Origin of the sequence: Sphingomonas sanguinis (genome assembly GCF_019297835.1) — a bacterium.
Taxonomy (GTDB): Bacteria; Pseudomonadota; Alphaproteobacteria; order Sphingomonadales; family Sphingomonadaceae; genus Sphingomonas; species Sphingomonas sanguinis_D.
In genome coordinates, this window is sequence record NZ_CP079203.1 from 3,965,059 (window position 1) to 3,983,099 (window position 18,041).

Annotated in this window: 13 protein-coding genes; 9 read left to right on the top strand and 4 right to left on the bottom strand. The window is 66.9% G+C overall.

All coding sequences use genetic code 11. The annotated features are described in order from the left end of the window. Positions 1-7 precede the first annotated feature (7 nt). The 8 genes from KV697_RS18325 to KV697_RS18360 are packed head-to-tail and all read left to right on the top strand — an operon-like array spanning position 8 to position 9,976. Positions 8-1,813, top strand: coding sequence for an ABC transporter ATP-binding protein/permease (locus tag KV697_RS18325; protein ID WP_257575437.1), 1,806 nt, complete (start codon positions 8-10; stop codon positions 1,811-1,813). Next, the gene (locus tag KV697_RS18330; protein WP_219019401.1) at positions 1,810-3,159 is read left to right on the top strand and encodes a TldD/PmbA family protein; all 1,350 of its coding nucleotides are present in this window, start codon (positions 1,810-1,812) and stop codon (positions 3,157-3,159) included. The genes KV697_RS18325 and KV697_RS18330 overlap by 4 nt, the downstream gene beginning before the upstream one ends. Next, a complete protein-coding gene (locus tag KV697_RS18335; RefSeq protein WP_219019402.1) occupies positions 3,156-4,616 on the top strand; it encodes a TldD/PmbA family protein in 1,461 nt (486 codons plus the stop codon). Before KV697_RS18330 ends, KV697_RS18335 begins: the two co-directional genes overlap by 4 nt. Before the next feature lie 42 nt (positions 4,617-4,658). Continuing rightward, positions 4,659-4,982, top strand: coding sequence for a thioredoxin (gene trxA, locus KV697_RS18340; protein ID WP_219019403.1), 324 nt, complete (start codon positions 4,659-4,661; stop codon positions 4,980-4,982). Next, the gene (locus KV697_RS18345; protein WP_219019404.1) at positions 4,982-5,875 is read left to right on the top strand and encodes a hypothetical protein; all 894 of its coding nucleotides are present in this window, start codon (positions 4,982-4,984) and stop codon (positions 5,873-5,875) included. The genes trxA and KV697_RS18345 overlap by 1 nt, the downstream gene beginning before the upstream one ends. Before the next feature lies 1 nt (position 5,876). Next, complete coding sequence (gene trxB, locus KV697_RS18350; RefSeq protein WP_219019405.1) at positions 5,877-6,860, top strand: thioredoxin-disulfide reductase; 984 nt, start codon at positions 5,877-5,879, stop codon at positions 6,858-6,860. A gap of 13 nt (positions 6,861-6,873) precedes the next feature. Next, entirely contained in the window at positions 6,874-8,910 is a 2,037-nt protein-coding gene (locus tag KV697_RS18355; RefSeq protein WP_219021500.1) for a M3 family metallopeptidase, read from the top strand. Further along, positions 8,885-9,976, top strand: a complete 1,092-nt coding sequence (locus KV697_RS18360) for a PLP-dependent cysteine synthase family protein (protein ID WP_306822662.1) — start codon at positions 8,885-8,887, stop codon at positions 9,974-9,976. Before KV697_RS18355 ends, KV697_RS18360 begins: the two co-directional genes overlap by 26 nt. A 231-nt stretch (positions 9,977-10,207) precedes the next feature. On the opposite strand, the gene KV697_RS20200 is transcribed toward KV697_RS18360, so the two are convergent. The 3 genes from KV697_RS20200 to KV697_RS18375 are packed head-to-tail and all read right to left on the bottom strand — an operon-like array spanning position 10,208 to position 14,407. Further along, positions 10,208-11,665 (bottom strand): TolC family protein, encoded by a 1,458-nt coding sequence (locus KV697_RS20200; protein WP_257575438.1) that lies wholly within the window; start codon positions 11,663-11,665, stop codon positions 10,208-10,210. Further along, entirely contained in the window at positions 11,662-12,738 is a 1,077-nt protein-coding gene (locus tag KV697_RS18370) for an efflux RND transporter periplasmic adaptor subunit (protein WP_219019406.1), read from the bottom strand. Before KV697_RS18370 ends, KV697_RS20200 begins: the two co-directional genes overlap by 4 nt. Next, positions 12,728-14,407, bottom strand: coding sequence for an ABC transporter ATP-binding protein (locus KV697_RS18375; RefSeq protein ID WP_219019407.1), 1,680 nt, complete (start codon positions 14,405-14,407; stop codon positions 12,728-12,730). The genes KV697_RS18370 and KV697_RS18375 overlap by 11 nt, the downstream gene beginning before the upstream one ends. A gap of 196 nt (positions 14,408-14,603) precedes the next feature. Between KV697_RS18375 and KV697_RS18380 the strand changes: the two genes are divergently transcribed. Beyond that, complete coding sequence (locus KV697_RS18380) at positions 14,604-15,509, top strand: LysR family transcriptional regulator (protein ID WP_219019408.1); 906 nt, start codon at positions 14,604-14,606, stop codon at positions 15,507-15,509. 317 nt (positions 15,510-15,826) lie between these two features. On the opposite strand, the gene KV697_RS18385 is transcribed toward KV697_RS18380, so the two are convergent. Next, a complete protein-coding gene (locus KV697_RS18385) occupies positions 15,827-17,743 on the bottom strand; it encodes a HAMP domain-containing methyl-accepting chemotaxis protein (RefSeq protein WP_219019409.1) in 1,917 nt (638 codons plus the stop codon). Positions 17,744-18,041: the final 298 nt, after the last annotated feature.

The window sequence follows — 18,041 nt, forward strand, 5'->3', positions numbered from 1 at the left end:
TCCGATCATGATGCCACCCCCCGCCAATGTCGAGGAGACCCGCCGCGAAGCGGGTCTCCAGCCGCCCCAGCCCGCCCGTGACCGGTGGCGCCATGCGTGGCGGATCGGCACGCGGTACTTCGTGTCGGACGACTGGAAGTGGGCGTGGTTCCTGATCCTGTGCTATTGTGTGATCGAGATCGGCACGACCTACGCCTTCTTCTGGTCCAACCAGTGGCAGCGGCAATTCTATGACGCGATCGAGCAGCGGCAGGGGGCGAGGTTCCTGTCGCTGGTCGTGATGTTCCTGATGATCGCGGGCATGGAAGTGGGCACGATGTTCGCCCACAACATCGTCAACTGGACGCTGTCGATCCGGTGGCGCAGCTGGTTGAACGACTGGTATCTCGGCCGCTGGTTCGCGCGCGACCGCTTCTACGAGATCGAGCGGCTGCGTATGATCGACAATCCGGATCAGCGGATCGCGGAGGATATCCGGTCGTTTACGTCGATCGGCCTGCAATATGGCACGTCGCTGTTCGCGATCGTGATCTCGCTGATCTTCAGCACCGTGCGGGCGGTCGTGTTCGCGACCATCCTGCTGGAGACATCGTCGCCCATTTCGATCCCGCTATTCGGCTATCGTATCCCGCTGCCGGGCGGCGACCTGATTTGGTTCTCGATCGCCTATGTTATCTTCGGCACGGTCTTCGTCGCGTGGATCGGCAAGCCGTTCATCCGGCGCAAGATGCGCGAGCAGCATTATGACGCCGATTATCGCAGCGCCCTGCTGCACGTCCGGCGCAATGGCGAGCAGATCGCCTTTGCAGGCGCTCAGGCGACCGAGCGGGAGGGGTTGCGCATCGCCTTCGCCAATATCCGTCGCAACTGGTATCCGCTGATGCTCGCTAACGCCGGGCTGTCGGCGGGGCAGAATATCTATCAGCGGGTCATGACGGTCGTGCCGCTGTTCCTGACCGTGCCCAAATATTTCGCCGGTGCGATCACCTTCGGCCAGGTCCAGTCGGCGCGCGATGCCTTTACGCAATTCTCGTCTAACCTGTCCTTCATCGTGACCGCCTATCCGCAGATTGCGGCGCAGATCGCCAATATCAACCGCTTGAAGGCGCTGGACGATGCGATCGACTATGAGCGGCCGCGCGGCATCGCCTTCACGCCGGGTGGCACCGCTGATGGCGTCGCGATCAGCGTTGCACAGTTGGAACTCCGTCGCCCGAATGGCGCGCCGCTGCTGGGTGTGAGCGAATGGACGGTGCGCGACGGCGAGCGTTGGGTGATCGAGGGGCCTTCGGGCACTGGCAAGACCACGCTGTTGCGCGCGATCGCCGGGCTGTGGCCGGACGGCGCGGGCGAGGTGGCGATGACCCGCGCGGGCAGCGCGATGCTGGTGCCGCAGCGTCTGTACCTGCCGCTCGGCACGCTGAAGGGCGCGGTCTGCTTCCCCGACAAGGCCGAACAGCATGACGACGCGACCATCGCGGCGCTGCTGGAGAAGGTCGGCCTCGACGCGCATGTCGACCATATGCACGAACTGCGCATGTGGCAGGACGAGCTGTCGCCCGGCGAGCAGCAGCGAGTTGCCCTGGCGCGGATCCTGTTGCAGCGCCCGACCCTGCTGATCGTCGACGAGGCGACGAGCGCGCTCGATGCGGACAATGCGGCGTTCTTCTACCAGGCCGTGCTCGACGCCATGCCCGGCGCGACCATCGTCAGTGTGGTGCATAACGAGAAGCTGGCCGCCTATCATACCCATCGCTTGCGCCTGGATCATGGGCGCGCGACGACCGCGATCATCATGGCGGACGAGGCATGAGTGCGCTCCTGACCCATGACGAGGCGGCCTTGCGCGATGCGGCGGCGCTGGCGGTCGAACTGGCGGTTCGGCGCGGGGCCACGGCGCGGGCTTCGGCTCAGCATGAGGGCATGGCGCGGATCGCGGTGCGCGGCGGCGAGGTCGAAACCGCGCAGCGCAGCGGTACGCAGGGGCTGAACCTGACCGTCTTCCACGAAGGACGACGCGGCATGGCCTCGACCGCGAGCTTCGGGTTCGCAGCGATTGAACGGGTGGTCGAGGAGGCGATGATGATCGCGGCGCATGTCCAGCCCGATCCGGATGCGGGCCTGCCCCCTGCCGAAGCGCTCGCCTTTTCCACTCCCTTGCCGGAGATCTACGCCGACGGTCCGCGCGACCCGGACACGCTGCTGGCATCGGCGACGCTGATCGACCGGATGGCCAGCGATGTGGTGGGTGGCGACCCGGCCTTGCGGGCGGGCGAGTCGGTGGCGGTGGCGACCGAAGGGCTGTGGGCGCTGGCGACGAGCGACGGCTTTTGCCGCAGCATCCGCCGCTCCAACGATGCCCGCTGGTCGGTGATGCTGGCGCAGGACGAGGGGGGCAGCACCTCCGCCTTTTGCCAGTCGCAGGAACGCCGCGTCGAGGCGCTGACCCCGCCCGAACGACTGGTGCGCACCGCCGCCGATCGCGCGCGGGCGGGGCTGGGCGCGCGTGCCGTGACCAGTCGCCGTTGCTCCGTGCTGTTCGATCCGCGCACCGCCGTCTCGCTGGTGTCCGACCTGAGCGGCGCGCTGACCGGCATGGCGCAGGTTCGGGGCATGAGCTTCCTGCGCGAGCCGCTCGGCCAGAGCGTCGCCGCCGCGCATCTCGACTTGATCGAGGACCCGTTCGAGCCGCTGGGGCTGGCGAGCGGCGGCTTCGACAGCGAGGGTATTGCGGGTTCGACCCGGCACATCCTGCGCGGCGGGGTGGTCGAGGGGCTGTTCCTGTCGAACTTTTCGGGACGCAAGCTGGGCATGGCGTCGACCGGCAACGCCGATGGCTTCTACAATCTGCGGCTGACCAGCAATGCGCCGGGCGGCGACTTCGCGGCGATGCTGCACAGGCTGGGCACCGGCCTGATCGTCACCGAATTTCAGGGGGGCAAGACCGACCCCGCCACCGGCAACTGGACCCAGGCAGTCAAGGGGCTGTGGGTCGAGGATGGTCGGATCGTCCATGCCGTGACCGACGCGACGCTGGCGGGGCATCTGCCCGCGATGCTGAAGGGCATTCGCGCGGTCGGCCACGATGTCGAGCGGTTGGGGGCGATCCGCACCGGGTCGATCCTGGTCGATGACATGCAGGTGGGGGGAACGGCATGAACGGAGGCGCGGTAGCTCTGGAGCTGGGGCGCACGACGCTGCTCGGTCCGGTGGGGCTGGACGAGGCGGCGATCGGCCGTGCGCTGGGCGAACTGGCGGGCGGCGGCGCCGATCTGGCCGATCTGTATTTCGAGACGACCACGACGCGCAGCTGGCAGTTGCAGGACGGCCGCGTGACGCAAGGGGGCTTCTCGATGCGGCAGGGCGTCGGCGCCCGTGCGGCGCATGGCGGGCAGGTCAGCTTCGCCCATTCGGCCGACATGCGCGAGGGGGCGCTGCGCGACACGGTGCGCGCGGTGCGAACGCTGGCGCGCCACGGTGATGCGGGAAGGCTGGGGCAGGGGATCGCGCTGACCCGTGATGCGGGAAGCCATCAACTTTACCCTGCGATCGACACGGTCTCGGTCGAGGATGCGGCGGCGTGGATCGCGCTGCTGGAGCGGATCGACAAACTCGCCCGCGCACAGGACAAGCGCATCGTCCGCGTCGACGCCAATGTCCGCGCAACCGACACCACCATCCTCGTCGCCGAGGCCGATGGTCTGCTGGCCGCCGATGTGCGCCCGATGACGATCCTGTCGATGGTCGTCATCGCCGAGCAGGACGGCCGCCGGGCGCGCGGGCAGGCGGGACTGGGACGCCGCGCCGGGCTGGGCGGCTTCGATGTCGCGTCGGTCGAGCGGATGGTCGCGACCGCCGCCAACATGGCGCTCAACAATCTCGACGCCATCCCCGCGCCGGTGGGCGAGATGCCGGTGGTTCTGGGGCCGGGCTATCCAGGCGTGCTGTTCCACGAGGCGGTCGGCCACGGACTGGAGGGCGATCATCACCGCAAGCATCTGTCCGCCTTCGACGGCAAGGTCGGCGAGCAAATCGCCGCGCCCGGCGTGACGGTGATCGACGATGGCGGCCTGGAAGGGCGGCTGGGGTCGCTGGGCATCGATGACGAGGGCACCGCGCCCGATCGCACGGTGCTGGTCGAGGACGGGGTGCTGACCGGGCTGATGCAGGACCGGCTGAACGCGGGGCTGATGAATGCGCGCTCGACCGGCAATGGCCGTCGCCAGTCCTATGCGCATCTGCCGATGCCGCGCATGACCAACACCTTCCTGGCGAACGGCGCGGCCGATCCGGCGGACATCATCGCCTCGATCGATCGCGGCATCTACGCTACCGAGTTCGACGGCGGGCAGGTCGACATCGTCACCGGCCGCTTCAACTTCACCACGATCGAGGCGTGGCTGGTCGAGAAGGGCAAGCTGGTCGCGCCGTTGCGCGGCGCGACGCTGATCGGCGTCGGGCACGAGGCGCTGCGCCACATTTCCATGATCGGCAACGACCTGGCCTTCGACACGGGCATGGCGACCTGCGGCAAGCAGGGCCAGTCGCTCCATGTCACCGTCGGCCAGCCCACGCTTCGCATCGACCGGATGATGGTCGGTGGACAGGCCGGCTGATCTCCCATCTCCAGACCCCATTTTCCAGACAGGGACAGTTTCATGCGTAACGCGACCGAGCAGGATTTCGACGACATCGTCATGAAGAACGACAAGCCGGTGCTGGTCGACTTCTGGGCGCCCTGGTGCGCGCCGTGCAAGGCGCTCGCCCCCACGCTCGACGAAATGGCGGAGGAATATGCCGATGAGATGGAGATCGTGAAGGTCAACATCGACGATAATCCGAAGCTGGCCGAACGGTTCGAGGTGCGCGGCATCCCGCTGCTGCTGATCGTCAAGGACGGGGCGGAGGCGGCGCGCGCCTTCGGTACCATGTCGCGCAGCCGCCTGGATGCGTTCGTCGATGCGCATGTGGGGGAGGCGTGATGGCCGACACGATCGCTTTTCACGGTGATCCGGCGGTCAAGGCGCAGGCACTGGAGCGACTTCGCGCGCACATCTCGGCGGGGACGTTCGTCTATTTCCCGGCATGGCAGGACGGCAACGCCAATGCGATCGGCGCGATCGTCGAGGCGGACGACACGCCCGGCTATGCCGCCATGCTCGGCTATCCGATCGCCCTGGCCGAGACGCTTCCCATGCTCATCAACGGCTTCCGCCCCCGCAGCGAAGCGGCGGCCTTCGCCTATGCCTGGCTGGAGCGCACGCCGGTCGGTGCCGATCTTTCCACGGTCGTATCGCGGGCGATCCTGTCGCTGATGGACAAGGCCGAACTGTCCGCGATCACCGGTCGTCACCCGGCACTGGACGATAGCCGTGTGGCCATCATGGCGCTTCACCAGCGCATGATCGACGGCGACGAACCGGACCGTAAGCAATGGAAAGCCGCCCGGCTGGCGGCCGTCGCGGCGACCGATGCCATCGCGGAAGACCAGTCGCTGGCGCGCAAGGCCGGTGCCGTGATCGAGTCCGCGGCCTGGCCCGGCACCATGCGCACGGTCCTGCGCGATACGCTCAACGCCAGCGGCGCCTTGTACCTGCATCTATCGCTGGGCGACATCGGCTGGACGCCGGAGGAAGAGAGCCGCGTCTACCAGCTTCGCGAGCAGGCGGAGAAGGATGGCTACAAGGCGGAGTTCGAGGGGTTGGCGCGCGTGTATGCGATCCTCGACGCCGACCATCCCGAATTGGCCGTTCGCTTCCGCCAGCGGTGCGAGCGGATGGAAAATTCGGCCGGAACCTATGTCAGCGCCGGTTGGCAGCTGATCGAGGCGATGGAGGCGGCGCCGATCGTCTCGACCCAGGCGGTGGAGGCCTGAGGTGCAGGGGGACGTAAAGCACAGCAGGGTTCTCATCATCGGCTCCGGCCCGGCAGGCTATACGGCGGGCGTCTATGCCGCGCGCGCCGCGCTGTCGCCCCGGTTGATCGAGGGGCCGCAGCCGGGCGGCCAGCTGACCATCACCACCGAGGTCGAGAATTGGCCGGGCGATGAAAGCGTGCTCGGCCCCAACCTGATGACGCGGATGGGCGAGCAGGTGCGCAAAGCAGGCGTCGATGTCGTCGGCGACCTGATCGTCGCGGTGGACCTGACCGCCACGCCATTCCTCGCGATCGGCGACGGTGGTACCCGCTACACGGCGGACACGATCGTCGTCGCGACCGGCGCGTCGGCACGCTGGCTAGGGCTGGACAGCGAGACGGAATATCGCGGACGCGGCGTATCGGCCTGCGCGACGTGCGACGGCTTCTTCTATCGCGGCCGCGTCTGTGCCGTCGTGGGCGGCGGCAATACGGCGGTCGAGGAGGCGCTGTACCTCACCAATTTCGCCGAGAAGGTCTATCTGATCCACCGCCGCGACACCCTTCGCGCCGATCGCACCAATCAGGCGCGGCTCCATGCCAATCCCAAGATCGAGATGGTGTGGAACGCCGAGGTGGCCGAGATACTGGGCGATGCCGGTGGCGTGACCGGGGTCGCGTTGCGCGACACGCGAGACGGCAGTGTGTCCGAACTGGCGGTGCATGGCCTGTTCGTCGCCATCGGCCATGACCCGGCGACGTCGCTGTTCAAGGGCCAGCTCCAGATGGACGAGGAGGGCTATATCCTGGTCAAGCCCGGTTCGACCGCGACCAGCGTGGCGGGCGTCTTCGCGGCGGGCGACGTTCAGGACAAGCTGTTCCGCCAGGCCGTCACCTCGGCGGGCATGGGCTGCATGGCGGCGCTGGAGGCCGAACGCTATCTGGCCGGGCACAATGCCCATGCGATCGCGGCCGAAGGCACGGACTCCGGCGCGCTGGTGTGAGAAAGAAGGCATGATGACGAACCCGTTGCTCGACACGCTGGCGCTGCCGCATTTCGGCGAAATCCGGCCCGACCAGATCGCCCCCGCGCTCGACCGATTGCTGGCCGATCATCGCGCGGCGGTGACGCATATCGTGGAGACCCGGCCTACTGGCTTTGCCGAGGCATGGATGCCGCTGGAGCGCGCGGACACCGCGATCGCGAGCCTGTGGTCGGCGGTGTCGCATCTGAAGGCAGTCGCCGACACGCCCGAGCTGCGTCAGGCCCATGCGGCGGGGCAGGCGCGTCTGGTCGAGAACCATCTGCAGGTGATGCAGAACCGTGCGCTCTACGACGTGCTCGTCGCGCTGGCCGCGACGGCGGAGTTCGCCGCGCTGGGCGAGGCGGATCGCGCGGCGGTCGAGCATATGATCCGCGACTTCCGGCTGTCGGGCGTCGCGCTGGCGCCAGCGGAGCGCGCGCGCTTCGCCGCCCTGTCGGTGGAGCTTTCGCAGCTTTCGACCGAGTTCGGCAACGCCGTGCTGGACGCGACCGATGCGTGGTTCGAGCATGTCGAGGACGAAGCCCTGCTGGCCGGACTGTCGGCGTCGGACAAGGCGATGTTTGCCGATGCCGCCAAGGCGAAGGGGCTGTCCGGCTGGCTCGTCACGCTCCAGATGCCGCACGTCAATGCGGTCCTGACCTTCGCTGAGGATCGGGGACTGCGTCAGCGGGTCTATACCGCGTCGGGCACGCGCGCCTCCGATCAGGGGCCTCAGGCGGGGCGGTTCGACAATTCCGGCCGGATCGCGGCGATCCTCGACCGGCGGCGAGAGGCGGCGCGGCTGCTGGGCTTTGCCGATCCGGTGGAATGGTCACTCGCCACCAAGATGGCGCCGAACGCGGGCGAGGTGCTGGCCTTCCTGCGCGATCTCGCGCGCCGGGCGAAACCGGCGGCCGAGCAGGAATATGCCGCGCTCGCCGATTATGCCGCCGACCATCTGGGGATCGCCGATCTCCAGCCCTGGGATGTGACCTTTGTTGCCGAGCGGCTGCGCGAGGCGCGTTTTGCGGTCGACGAGCAGGAGGTGCGGGCGCATTTCCCGGTCGAACGTGTCATCGCGGGGTGGCAGGATCTGCTCGACCGGCTGTTCGGCATCCGCCTGATCGCGCGTCCCGACATCGCCGTCTATCATCCCGACGCCTGTTATTACGACGTCGCGGACGAAGCGGGCACGGTGTTCGCGGGGGTCTATTCCGACCTTCACGCCCGCGCGGGCAAGCGCGGCGGCGCCTGGATGGCACAGGCGCGGCCCCGGCTGAACGACGGCAATGTCCGGCGCGTGCCGGTGGCCTATCTGGTCTGCAACTTCGCGCCGAAGATGCCGGGCAGCCCCTCGCTGCTCAGCCACAAGGAGGTCGTGACCTTCCTGCACGAGACCGGGCATTGCCTGCATCACCTGTTCACCCGCGTCGACCGGCCCAATATCGCGGGCACCAACGGCTTCGAATGGGATGCGATCGAGCTGCCCAGCCAGCTGATGGAGGATTTTGCCTGGGACCGCGCCGTGCTGCGGGGCATGTCGGGCCATCACGAAACGGGCGTGGCGCTGTCGGACGCGCTGTTCGACAAGCTGATCGCCGCGCGACACTTCCTGTCGGGCATGTTCATCGTGCGGCAGGTCGAATTCGCGCTGTTCGACCTGCTCCTCCATCTCGGCACGCTGGGCGACGACCCGATGGAGGTGATCGAGGCGGTGCGCGACGAGGTGGCGGTGGTCCATCCGCCCGCCTGGCACCGCTTCCCGCACGCCTTCACCCATATCTTCGCGGGGGGCTATGCATCGGGCTATTACAGCTATCTCTGGGCCGAAGTATTGGCCGCTGACGGCTTCCGGGGTTTTGCCGACGCGGGGCTGATCGACCGCGCCACCGCCACCCGCTTCCGCGACGAGGTGCTGGCACGCGGTGCGAGCCGTCCAGCAGCGGCAAGCTTCCGCGCCTTTCGCGGGCGCGATGCCGATCCACAAACGATGCTGGTGCGCCATGGACTGGCCGTCGATGCTCGCTAGGCGCGACACCGCCGCCATCCGCGCCTGGCGGGCGGACGCGATTCACCGGATCGAGGCGGATTTCAACCGCTCGGCCGACACGCACCTGATCCGCGTCGAGCTGCCGCGCTATCCGGGCATCACGCTCTATCTGAAGGATGAAAGCAGCCATCCGACCGGCAGCCTCAAGCACCGGCTGGCACGCTCGTTGTTCCTCTATGCGCTGTGCAATGGCTGGATCGGGCCGGATACCTGCGTGATCGAGTCCTCGTCCGGCTCGACGGCGGTGAGCGAGGCCTATTTCGCCAGGATGCTGGGCCTGCGCTTCATCGCGGTGGTCCCCGCCTCGACCGCCGCGCCGAAGCTCGACGCGATCCGCTTTCATGGCGGCGAAATCCATGCGGTCGACGATCCGCGTACCGTCTACGACGTGTCCAACGCCCTCGCGGCGGAGACGGGCGGCCATTATCTCGACCAGTTCACCTATGCCGAGCGCGCGACCGACTGGCGCGGCAACAACAACATCGCCGAGAGCATCTTCGCCCAGATGTCCGCGGAGGAGCATCCTATTCCCCGCTGGGTCGTCTGCGGGGCGGGAACGGGCGGCACCTCGGCGACGATCGGGCGGTTCATCGCCTATCAGCGCCATGCCACGCAGCTGTGTGTGGCCGATCCGGTCCATTCGGTCTTCCACCGCCACTTCGCCGACCGCAGCGCATCCTCGCTGCCCGAGGGGTGTGCGAGCTGTATCGAGGGGATCGGGCGGCCGCGTGTCGAGCCCAGCTTCATCCCCTCGGTGATCGACCGGATGATCGCGGTCGAGGATGCCGCCAGCATCGGCGCGATGCGCGCGCTGTCGGCACGACTGGGGCGGCGGGTCGGCGGTTCCACCGGCACCAACCTCGTCGCCGTGGCCCGGTTGGTGGAGGAAATGGCGCGTCAGGGACAGGCCGGCTCGATCGTCACCATCCTGTGCGATGGTGGCGAGCGCTACGGTTGCACCTATTATGACGATGCGTGGCTGGACGCGCGCGGGTTGGACTGGCGGGTGCACGAAGCGGCATTCCGCGCGCTGTTCGTCGCCTGAGGCGGGGTAGCTGGTTCGTAACGCCAGTCCTCCGCCTTGGGACCGATCGGCATCCATTCTATTCCTCCCCTGGAAGGGGAGGTGGCAGGCCGAAGGCCTGACGGAGGGGTGTCCCGATCGGAGAGGTTGGTCAAACTTCGCGACCGGGGCACCTCTCCACCATCCTACGGATGGTACCCCTGCCCTTGCAGGGGAGGAATGAGGGCGGGACGGTCTGAATATCGATCGGTCCTAAGGCTCGAGCCCCAAAGCCGCGCGGTCGGCGGTCGCGGCGGCCAGTTCGGCGCGGGCGGCGGCGATCCGGGCCTGGGCGTCGATCAGGCGGACGCGGGCGTCGTTCGCGGTTTCCTCGCGCTGATTGACCAGGAAGAAGTCGCTCGACCCCAGCTCGAACCGCCGCCGCTCCGCCGCCGCCAGCCGTTCGGCGAGCTGGCGTTCCTGCTCGGCGATGACGGCCAGCTTTTCGGCGGCCTCGACGCCGATGCTGATGCCCTCCACCTCGACCGTGATCTGGTCGCGCAGGAAACGGCTGCGCGCCGACAGCGCGTCCATCTCGGCCTGCGCCTCGACGATCTTGCCCTTCGCCGCGCGGTTTTGAAGCGGCATCGAGAAGCGGAAGCCAACCGCTGCCTCCAACGGCGTGCGATTGGGGCCGCCCAGACCGATGGGGCCGACATCCTTGCCCATCTCGCCGCGCAGATCGAACCGGGGGCGCAGGTCGTTCTGGGCCAGCGCCAGCCGTGCCGAACCCTGATCGATCCGCGCCAGCAGCACCTGAAGGTCGGGACGGCGCTGCTCGAAATTGCGGCGGGCGACGACGGTGACGCCCGACAGCGCCTCCGCTCCGCTGGGCAGGCGCTCTGGCCCGACCATCACCGGTTCGCCCTGGCCGTCGCGATAATAGAGCGACAGGGCATTGGCCGCCGCCTGGAAGTCTCCCTCGGCCCGGACCACCAGGGCGCGGCGGCGGACGAGATTCTGGTCGTTCTCGGCCAGCAATATGTCGGGCCGCGCGCCCAGCTCGACCTGACGCGCCAGCCCGCCGCGCCGGTTGAGCGACAGGTCCAGAAGGTCGCGATAGGCGCGCAGGCGCAGGCCCGCCGCGACCCAGTTCTGATAAGCATCGATCGCGCGCCGCTGAACGCCGATCGCCACCGCCTCGCGCTCGAATTTCGCGATGTCGATGTCGCCCGATGCCAGCGTGCGGCGGGTGCGGCGTTCGTCCACCAGCCGGTCGCGCAGCAGCGAGTAGAGCGCGCCGACCTTCACCTCGCCCAGCCGGTTGGTGTAATTCTGGTCCTCATAGACCGGGAAGCTGCCCCGGCTGACGCGGTAGCCGCCATAGACATAGCCGCCATTGTTGGTCAGCGGCCGGTTCGCGCTCGCCGCGGCGACGGTGCCGTCATAATAGCCGAGCGTGCGCGAGCGCCCCTCCGCCTCGAACACCGTGTCGAAGGCGCCGTCGGCGGTGATCGCCTTGCCCTCGGCGGAGCGGATCTTGGCCAGTGCCTCGACGATCTGCGGCGCGGCGCGGGCGGAGGCGCGCAACACTTCATCCAGGGTCAACGGCCCAGAGCTGGGCGCGGCAGGCGCGGGCACCGGGTTGGCCTCGATCCGCTGGGCCATGACGGGCGCGGCCAGCGCGGGAGCGACGACCAGCGCGGAGATGAGCAGCATGAACCGGATCATTTCGGCTTGCCCGCCTTGGCCGCGATCTTCTTGTCTTCGTCCTTCGCTTCCTTGCCGTCCTGCTTTTCATTGACGGTCTGACCGAATTCCAGCGGGAAGTCGTTGAGCTGACGCCAGAGTTCATAACCGACCGTGACCGTCTCTCCCTGGACCCAGCCCTGCACCTTGCCGCCCAGCCGGACGAAGCGGCGTTCGGGCCAGGCGGGCTTGCCGGGTGCCGGTTCGACTAGGATGCGGAACAGCCCCTGCGCATTGGCATTGGGGTCGATCGTCCGGACGCGGCCGTCGAAAAAGCCGTAGGCGACCGAAGGCCAGCCGCTGAACTGGATCGCGGGCCACCCCTCGAACTCCAGGCGCACCGGGCGGCCGGGGCGCAGCAGGGGGACGTCGCGGCCGTCGATCAGCAGCTCGACCGCGCGCTGCACCTCTTCCGGCGCCACCACCGCCAGCGCGGTGCCCGCCGAGACATAGGCACCGCCCGCCGCCGCGTTGAGATTCTGGATACGGCCGTCGCGGGGCGCGCGGACCAGCTGCGCCGACTGGCGGTTCAGTTGCACCTCGATGCGGTTGAGCTTGGCCCGCGATTCCGCCAGCTTGGCGCCGGAGTCCGCGACCTTGATCTGCGCCTGTTCGTAATCGCGACGCGAGGCCAATCCTTCGGAATAGAGCTGGCGGGTGCGGTTGACGTCGATCTGCGCGACCGCCTGCGACTGGCGGACCGAAGCGATCTCTGCCTCCACCTGCGCGCGCTCGGCGGCGAGGCGAGAGAGCAGATTGGGGTCGAGATCGATGATGCGCGCGATCGGGTCGCCGCGCTTCACATGCTGGCCGTCCTGCACATACCAGCGCTCGACCCGGCCGGGGACCAGCGCGGTCACGTCCTGCGCGCGGTCGGTCGGGTCTAGCGAGACGACCTGCCCCCTCCCTTGCGCGGTCTGCAACCACGGCACGAAGAACAAGATGAAGATGACCGCCGCGATCCCGGCCGTCAGGATCCAGGCGATCGCGACCGTGACCCGTGGCGGGCGCAGCGAGGAGAGGGTGCGGAAATGCGCGAGCTGGTCAGGCGACATCGGCGTCCTTCCGGCGATAGGCGGCCTGGAGTTCGGCCAGCTGGTCGAAGCGGCGCTGCTCGGTCAGGCCGAGATAGAGATAGCCGTCCAGCTCCATGTCCTCGGGCCGGCCGGTGCACAGCAAGACGGTCGTGCCATGCTGCTTCAACAGTCGTAGCGCGGCGCGCAGTCGCTCGGGCGGCAACAGGTCGTAGAGCTGGCCGAGCAGCAGCAGCTTGGGGCCGACGAGCAGCGCGTTGGCGAGCTTCAGCGCCATGGTCTCGCCGACGCTGAGCGGATAGCCGGTCGAGCCGAGCGGCGTGTCGAGACCTTGCGGCAGGCTGGCGAGGCGCCGTTCCAGCCCGACCAGCGCCAGCGCCTCCATCGCCTTTTCGGCCAGGTCGCCCGAGGCGAGACGGAGATACTCACGGATCGTCACCTCGACGATGGTCGAGCGGTCGAGCACCGTCACCTCCGAGCGGAGACGATACATATCGAACGAACCCAGATCGGCATTGCCGATCCGCACCAGCCCGCGATCGGGCAAAGCGTGGCGTTTCAGCAGCATGGCCAGCCGCCGCTCCGCGCCCGGCTCGGCCACGGTGACGAGCTGTTCCCCGGCCGTCAGCGTCAGATTGTAATGCGCGTCGTTGAAGGCCACGTCGGTCAGCTTGACCGATCCGTCGCGCGGACCATTGTCGCCGCGCACCGTCGGCTCCTGCGGAATGGCGAAGAGCAGCGACAGCTCTTCGGCGCTGGCGACCAGATCATAGAAGGTGTCGAGATAATTGCCGAGCTGCGAGATGCCGTAGAACACGCCCGACAGGATCAGCTCGGCGGCGACCAGTTGGCCCAGCGACAATTGCCCGCGCAGGATCAACATGCCGCCCAGCAGCAGCAGCCCGGCACTGGCGAAGGCATAGACCAGCAGGAACGCGACCGTCTGCGCGAACTGATAGCGGAAATAGCGGCGATGCATGTTGACGTAGTTGGCGGTCATCGTCTCCGACCGGCTCATCGCGAAGTCGAGATGGCGCAGCGACTTGTAGAAGCCGTTCGACCCGCCGACGCTTTCCAGCCAGCGGGCGGCATTGTGCTTGGCATGGCTCAGCGCCACCGCGCCGCTGATCGCGCCGCGCCGCCACAGCATCCAGATCAGCACCACCGCCGCCACCAGCACGGCATTGAAGGCGAGGAAGACGGGGTGGTAGAAGCTGGTGATCGTCAATCCGATCACCGCCTGCAACACGATGGTGAAAGCGCCGATGACCAGACTGGGCACCGACTTCTGGACGACCACCAGGTCGAAATAGCGGTTGAACAGGTCGCCGCGATTGCCGTCGGCGAAGAAGGGGTCCTGCGCATGGACCGCTCGCACCGTGACCTCGGCGACGACGCGCGAGAACAGGCGGCGCTCGAACGCCGCCATGATCCAGACGCGAAGCGCGCTCAGCCCGGCGACCATCAGCAGCAGCATCAGCAGCACGCCGGACAGCGCCCAGAGCGGGGCGGGCATCGCGGTGTTGGCGACGCTGTTGATGAGCAGCTGGACCGAAATGGGGGTGGCCAGCGCCAGCAGGCTGATCGCAATGGTATAGACGATACCAAGGCGGATATAGGCCGAATCAGGCCCTATGGTCTGCGACAGCCAGCCGACCGCATCTCGAAATCCCAATCGTTGTCCCGCCAAAACGCACCCCTTTTCCGTACGTTGGACAAAGCTGAGCGGGCGGCGACAAGCCGCCTTCACTCCGCGACACCTTCATGATCCCCTCCATGAAGGTACGCTTCGGCTTGATCCTTGTGAAATCAGGGTAACGACATATCACGGCGATGACCAATCGGAATTGTCGTGGCCGGGGTATAGAAAGCGGTTATAGCGTCCTATGCTTACCCTGCGTCAGCTCGAATATCTGGTCACGATCGCGGATACCGGCTCTTTCGCGCTGGCCGCGCGGGTCGCCAATGTCTCGCAACCGACGCTGAGCCAGCAGGTCCGGACGCTGGAGGAGCGGTTGGGCGCCAGGTTGCTGGAGCGGAGTGCGACCGGCGCGATCCTGACGCCGGTGGGGCGCAGCATCGTCGCGACGGCGCGGCGCATGTTGAGCGATGCGCGCGATATCGCCGCGCTTGCGGCGGGCTCGTCCGACAGCCTGATCGGCACGCTGAAACTGGGGACGACGCCGACGTTGGGGCCGTATCTGTTGTCGCCGATCATCGCCGAGCTGCACCGCATGGCTCCGCGCCTGCGCCTGCATGTGCGCGAGGGAATTCCCGACGAACAGATACGTGAGCTTTCGCGCGGCGACATCGATGTCGTACTGGGGCCGCTGCCCATGACGGGCGACGATTTGACGGTCGAGCCGCTATTCCGCGAGCCGTTGCATCTGGTCGCCGCGCTCGACCACCCGATCGACGCCGCTACCGAGGCGACGCGCGAGATCCTGACCGGCAGCCCGCTGCTGACGCTCGACCCGCGCCATCATCTGGCGCGGCAGGCGGCCGAGGTCGCGGACGATTACGGCATGACCATCGCGCCGGACTATTATGGCACCAGTCTGGAAAGCCTGCACCAGATGGTCGCGAGCGGGCTGGGCCTGACGCTGCTGCCCAGCCTTTACCTGCGATCCGAAGTGGGCGGGGCGGCGGGATTGAAGATCCTGCCCGTCCAAGGCTGGCGCGTGCACCGATCGATCGCCATCGCCTGGCGCCGCCAGTCCCCGATGAGCGCGGCGTTCAAGCTGATCGCCGACCACGTCCAGGGCTGTGCGCAGAAGCTGCTGGCCGGGTAGGGGCAGGGGGAGCTATCGCCGGGCCCGATCGACATTCAGTCGTCCCAGTTTCTTTCCTCCCTTGGAAGGGGAGAGGGACCATACGAAGGATGGTGGAGGGGTGTCACCCTTCGTTGATGGGGGCCAACTTCGCCAGCCGGGACACCCCTCCGTCCGGCCTGTGGCCTGCCACCTCCCCTTGCAGGGGAGGAATAGGATGTCGATCCGCACTAATAAGGCGTTGGAAAGATGGCTCCCACACCCAGCGCTTACCACCCCGGCCAAAGCCGGGATGGTATGACGCGATTCAGTAAGGCGTGGCCTGAAAGGCCGTCCCGTCAGGCCGCGCAGCCGAAATCGTCGTCTTCGCCGTCCGGGCCGCCGGTCGACATGTCGAGCGCGAAACCACGCAGTCGGGCCTGCTGGCCGGCCACCGTGTTCGACTTTGCGGTCACCTTGGCCTTCTTCGTGTCGGCCACGGAAGCGCGCGCCGGGGCGGGCTTGCGGGCATGGCGCGACCGGCTGGCTGCGCTTTCGACGCGGAAGAAGGCGATATTCTCTTGAAGTTCCTCGGCCTGGCTGGCCAGTTCCTCGGAGGTCGAGGAGATTTGCTCGGACGCCGTGGCGTTCTGCTGCGTCACCTGATCGAGCTGCTGGATCGCGGCGTTGATCTGGCTGGCGCCAATATCCTGTTCGCGGCATGCGGCGCTGATCTCGGCGACCAGCTCGGCGGTGCGGCGGATATCGGGGACCAGCTTGGAGAGCATTTCGCCCGCCGCCTGCGCCGCCGATACGGTGTCCGACGACATGCCGCTGATCTCGCCCGCCGCCGTCTGGCTGCGTTCGGCCAGTTTGCGCACCTCGGCCGCGACGACCGCGAAGCCGCGGCCATGTTCGCCCGCGCGCGCCGCCTCGACCGCCGCGTTCAGTGCGAGCAGATCGGTCTGGCGCGCGATTTCCTGCACGATGACGATCTTCTCGGCGATGGTGCGCATCGCGACGACGGCCTGCTGGACCGCCTCGCCGCTATGCTCGGCATCCTGCGAGGACTGGCGGGCGATCTTTTCGGTCTGGCTGGCATTGTCGGCATTTTGTTTGATGTTGGCTGCCATCTCTTCCATCGAGGCTGAGGCTTGCTCAGCCGCCGCCGCCTGTTCGGTGGCGCCCTGCGACATCTGTTCCGAGGAGGAAGAGAGCTGCTGGCTGCCCGCCGCGACATTCTGCGCGGCCAGCGTGGCATCGCTGACGACCCCGCGAAGACGCTCGATCATCAGGACCAGCGCGCGACCCAGCACGTCCCGGTCCGACAGCGGTTGATGGTCGACGGTCAGGTCGCCAGCCGCGATCGTATCGGCCAGCTCCGCCGACTTGCGCAGATTGTTGGTCATGCGGATCAGCGCGTGGCCCAGCATGTCCTTGTCGGACAGTGCCTTGTGATCGATGCTCAGATCACCCTCGGCGATGGTGTCGGCCAGTTGCGCGCTCTGGCGCAGATTGGCGGTCATGTGGTTCACCGTGTCGACCAGATCCTTGATCTCGTCATTGGTCGTGACGGCGACCTCCTGCTCGATATCGCCGATCGCCACCGCCTCGATCGCGGACGACACCTTCTTTAGGCCCTGCGAGACGATGCGCGCGATCCACACCGCACCCGCCAGCGCGATCAGCAGCGCCAGTCCCGAAATGACGATCAGCGTGTTGAGCGAACTTTTGTAGATGGCATCGGCATTCTGCTTGGCCGTTTCCATGTCGGCCTTGGCGTTCTTGACGAGTTGCAGCGTTCCCTCGCTGATCTTGCCAGCTAGTTCGCGCGACCTCGTCATCGACAGCGCGCCCGCCTCTTCGTTCCGATTGGCCAGGCCCAGACGGCGGACCGTGTCGTTGACAGGCAGCCACGCCGCGTAGTCATTGTTGATTTCGGCCCAGACCGGTCGGCCCGACGGCGTTGCGGTCGACAGTCCGGTTTCGATCAGAGATTTCATGTCCGACCGGGCGCGCATCAGGTCGCCGTCGAAAACATTCATTTGTTGACTGTCGGAAGAAAGCGCCAGGTTCTTTTCCATGCGGACGGCGTAGCTGATGCGCTCGTTCAGTGTTTCCGCACGATCCAAACGAGCCACGGGGCCATCGACAATCTGCGTCGTAACGCTGTTCATCTCGTTCAGCTTCGAGGCGGCAAGGACTGCCATCCCCAGGAGCAATGTGAGCACTATCGCGAACGTCGTGCCCAGCTTGAATTTGATCGTGGCCCGCATGAGTTTTTCCCGTTTCCGACATTGACCTGTGTCAAGGACGGCATGGGTCACACGAAATTTTCTAATAGTTTATGAAGCCGAACGTCTTGACATGAGATCGTTTGCAAACCAGTGTGCCACGAACCACGCCCAGCAGCCTAACCCCTTTATGGTCTTATATTGGTCCTTATTTGGTTTAAAGCGTTAAAACAGGTCGAAAATTTCACCCTGCTCCATCATGACGAATGATAGCGATATCATTTGTCATGATGGAACGAGCCTCGAAAAACAGCCTTTTTACAGCCTGTAGCGATGTCGG

Coding starts and splice junctions, on each gene's coding strand:
- KV697_RS18325 (WP_257575437.1), top strand. CDS start 8: ATGATGCCACCCCCCGCCAATGTCGAGGAGACCCGCCGCGAAGCGGGT.
- KV697_RS18330 (WP_219019401.1), top strand. CDS start 1,810: ATGAGTGCGCTCCTGACCCATGACGAGGCGGCCTTGCGCGATGCGGCG.
- KV697_RS18335 (WP_219019402.1), top strand. CDS start 3,156: ATGAACGGAGGCGCGGTAGCTCTGGAGCTGGGGCGCACGACGCTGCTC.
- trxA (WP_219019403.1), top strand. CDS start 4,659: ATGCGTAACGCGACCGAGCAGGATTTCGACGACATCGTCATGAAGAAC.
- KV697_RS18345 (WP_219019404.1), top strand. CDS start 4,982: ATGGCCGACACGATCGCTTTTCACGGTGATCCGGCGGTCAAGGCGCAG.
- KV697_RS18355 (WP_219021500.1), top strand. CDS start 6,874: ATGACGAACCCGTTGCTCGACACGCTGGCGCTGCCGCATTTCGGCGAA.
- KV697_RS18360 (WP_306822662.1), top strand. CDS start 8,885: ATGGACTGGCCGTCGATGCTCGCTAGGCGCGACACCGCCGCCATCCGC.
- KV697_RS20200 (WP_257575438.1), bottom strand. CDS start 11,665: ATGATCCGGTTCATGCTGCTCATCTCCGCGCTGGTCGTCGCTCCCGCG.
- KV697_RS18370 (WP_219019406.1), bottom strand. CDS start 12,738: ATGTCGCCTGACCAGCTCGCGCATTTCCGCACCCTCTCCTCGCTGCGC.
- KV697_RS18380 (WP_219019408.1), top strand. CDS start 14,604: ATGCTTACCCTGCGTCAGCTCGAATATCTGGTCACGATCGCGGATACC.
- KV697_RS18385 (WP_219019409.1), bottom strand. CDS start 17,743: ATGCGGGCCACGATCAAATTCAAGCTGGGCACGACGTTCGCGATAGTG.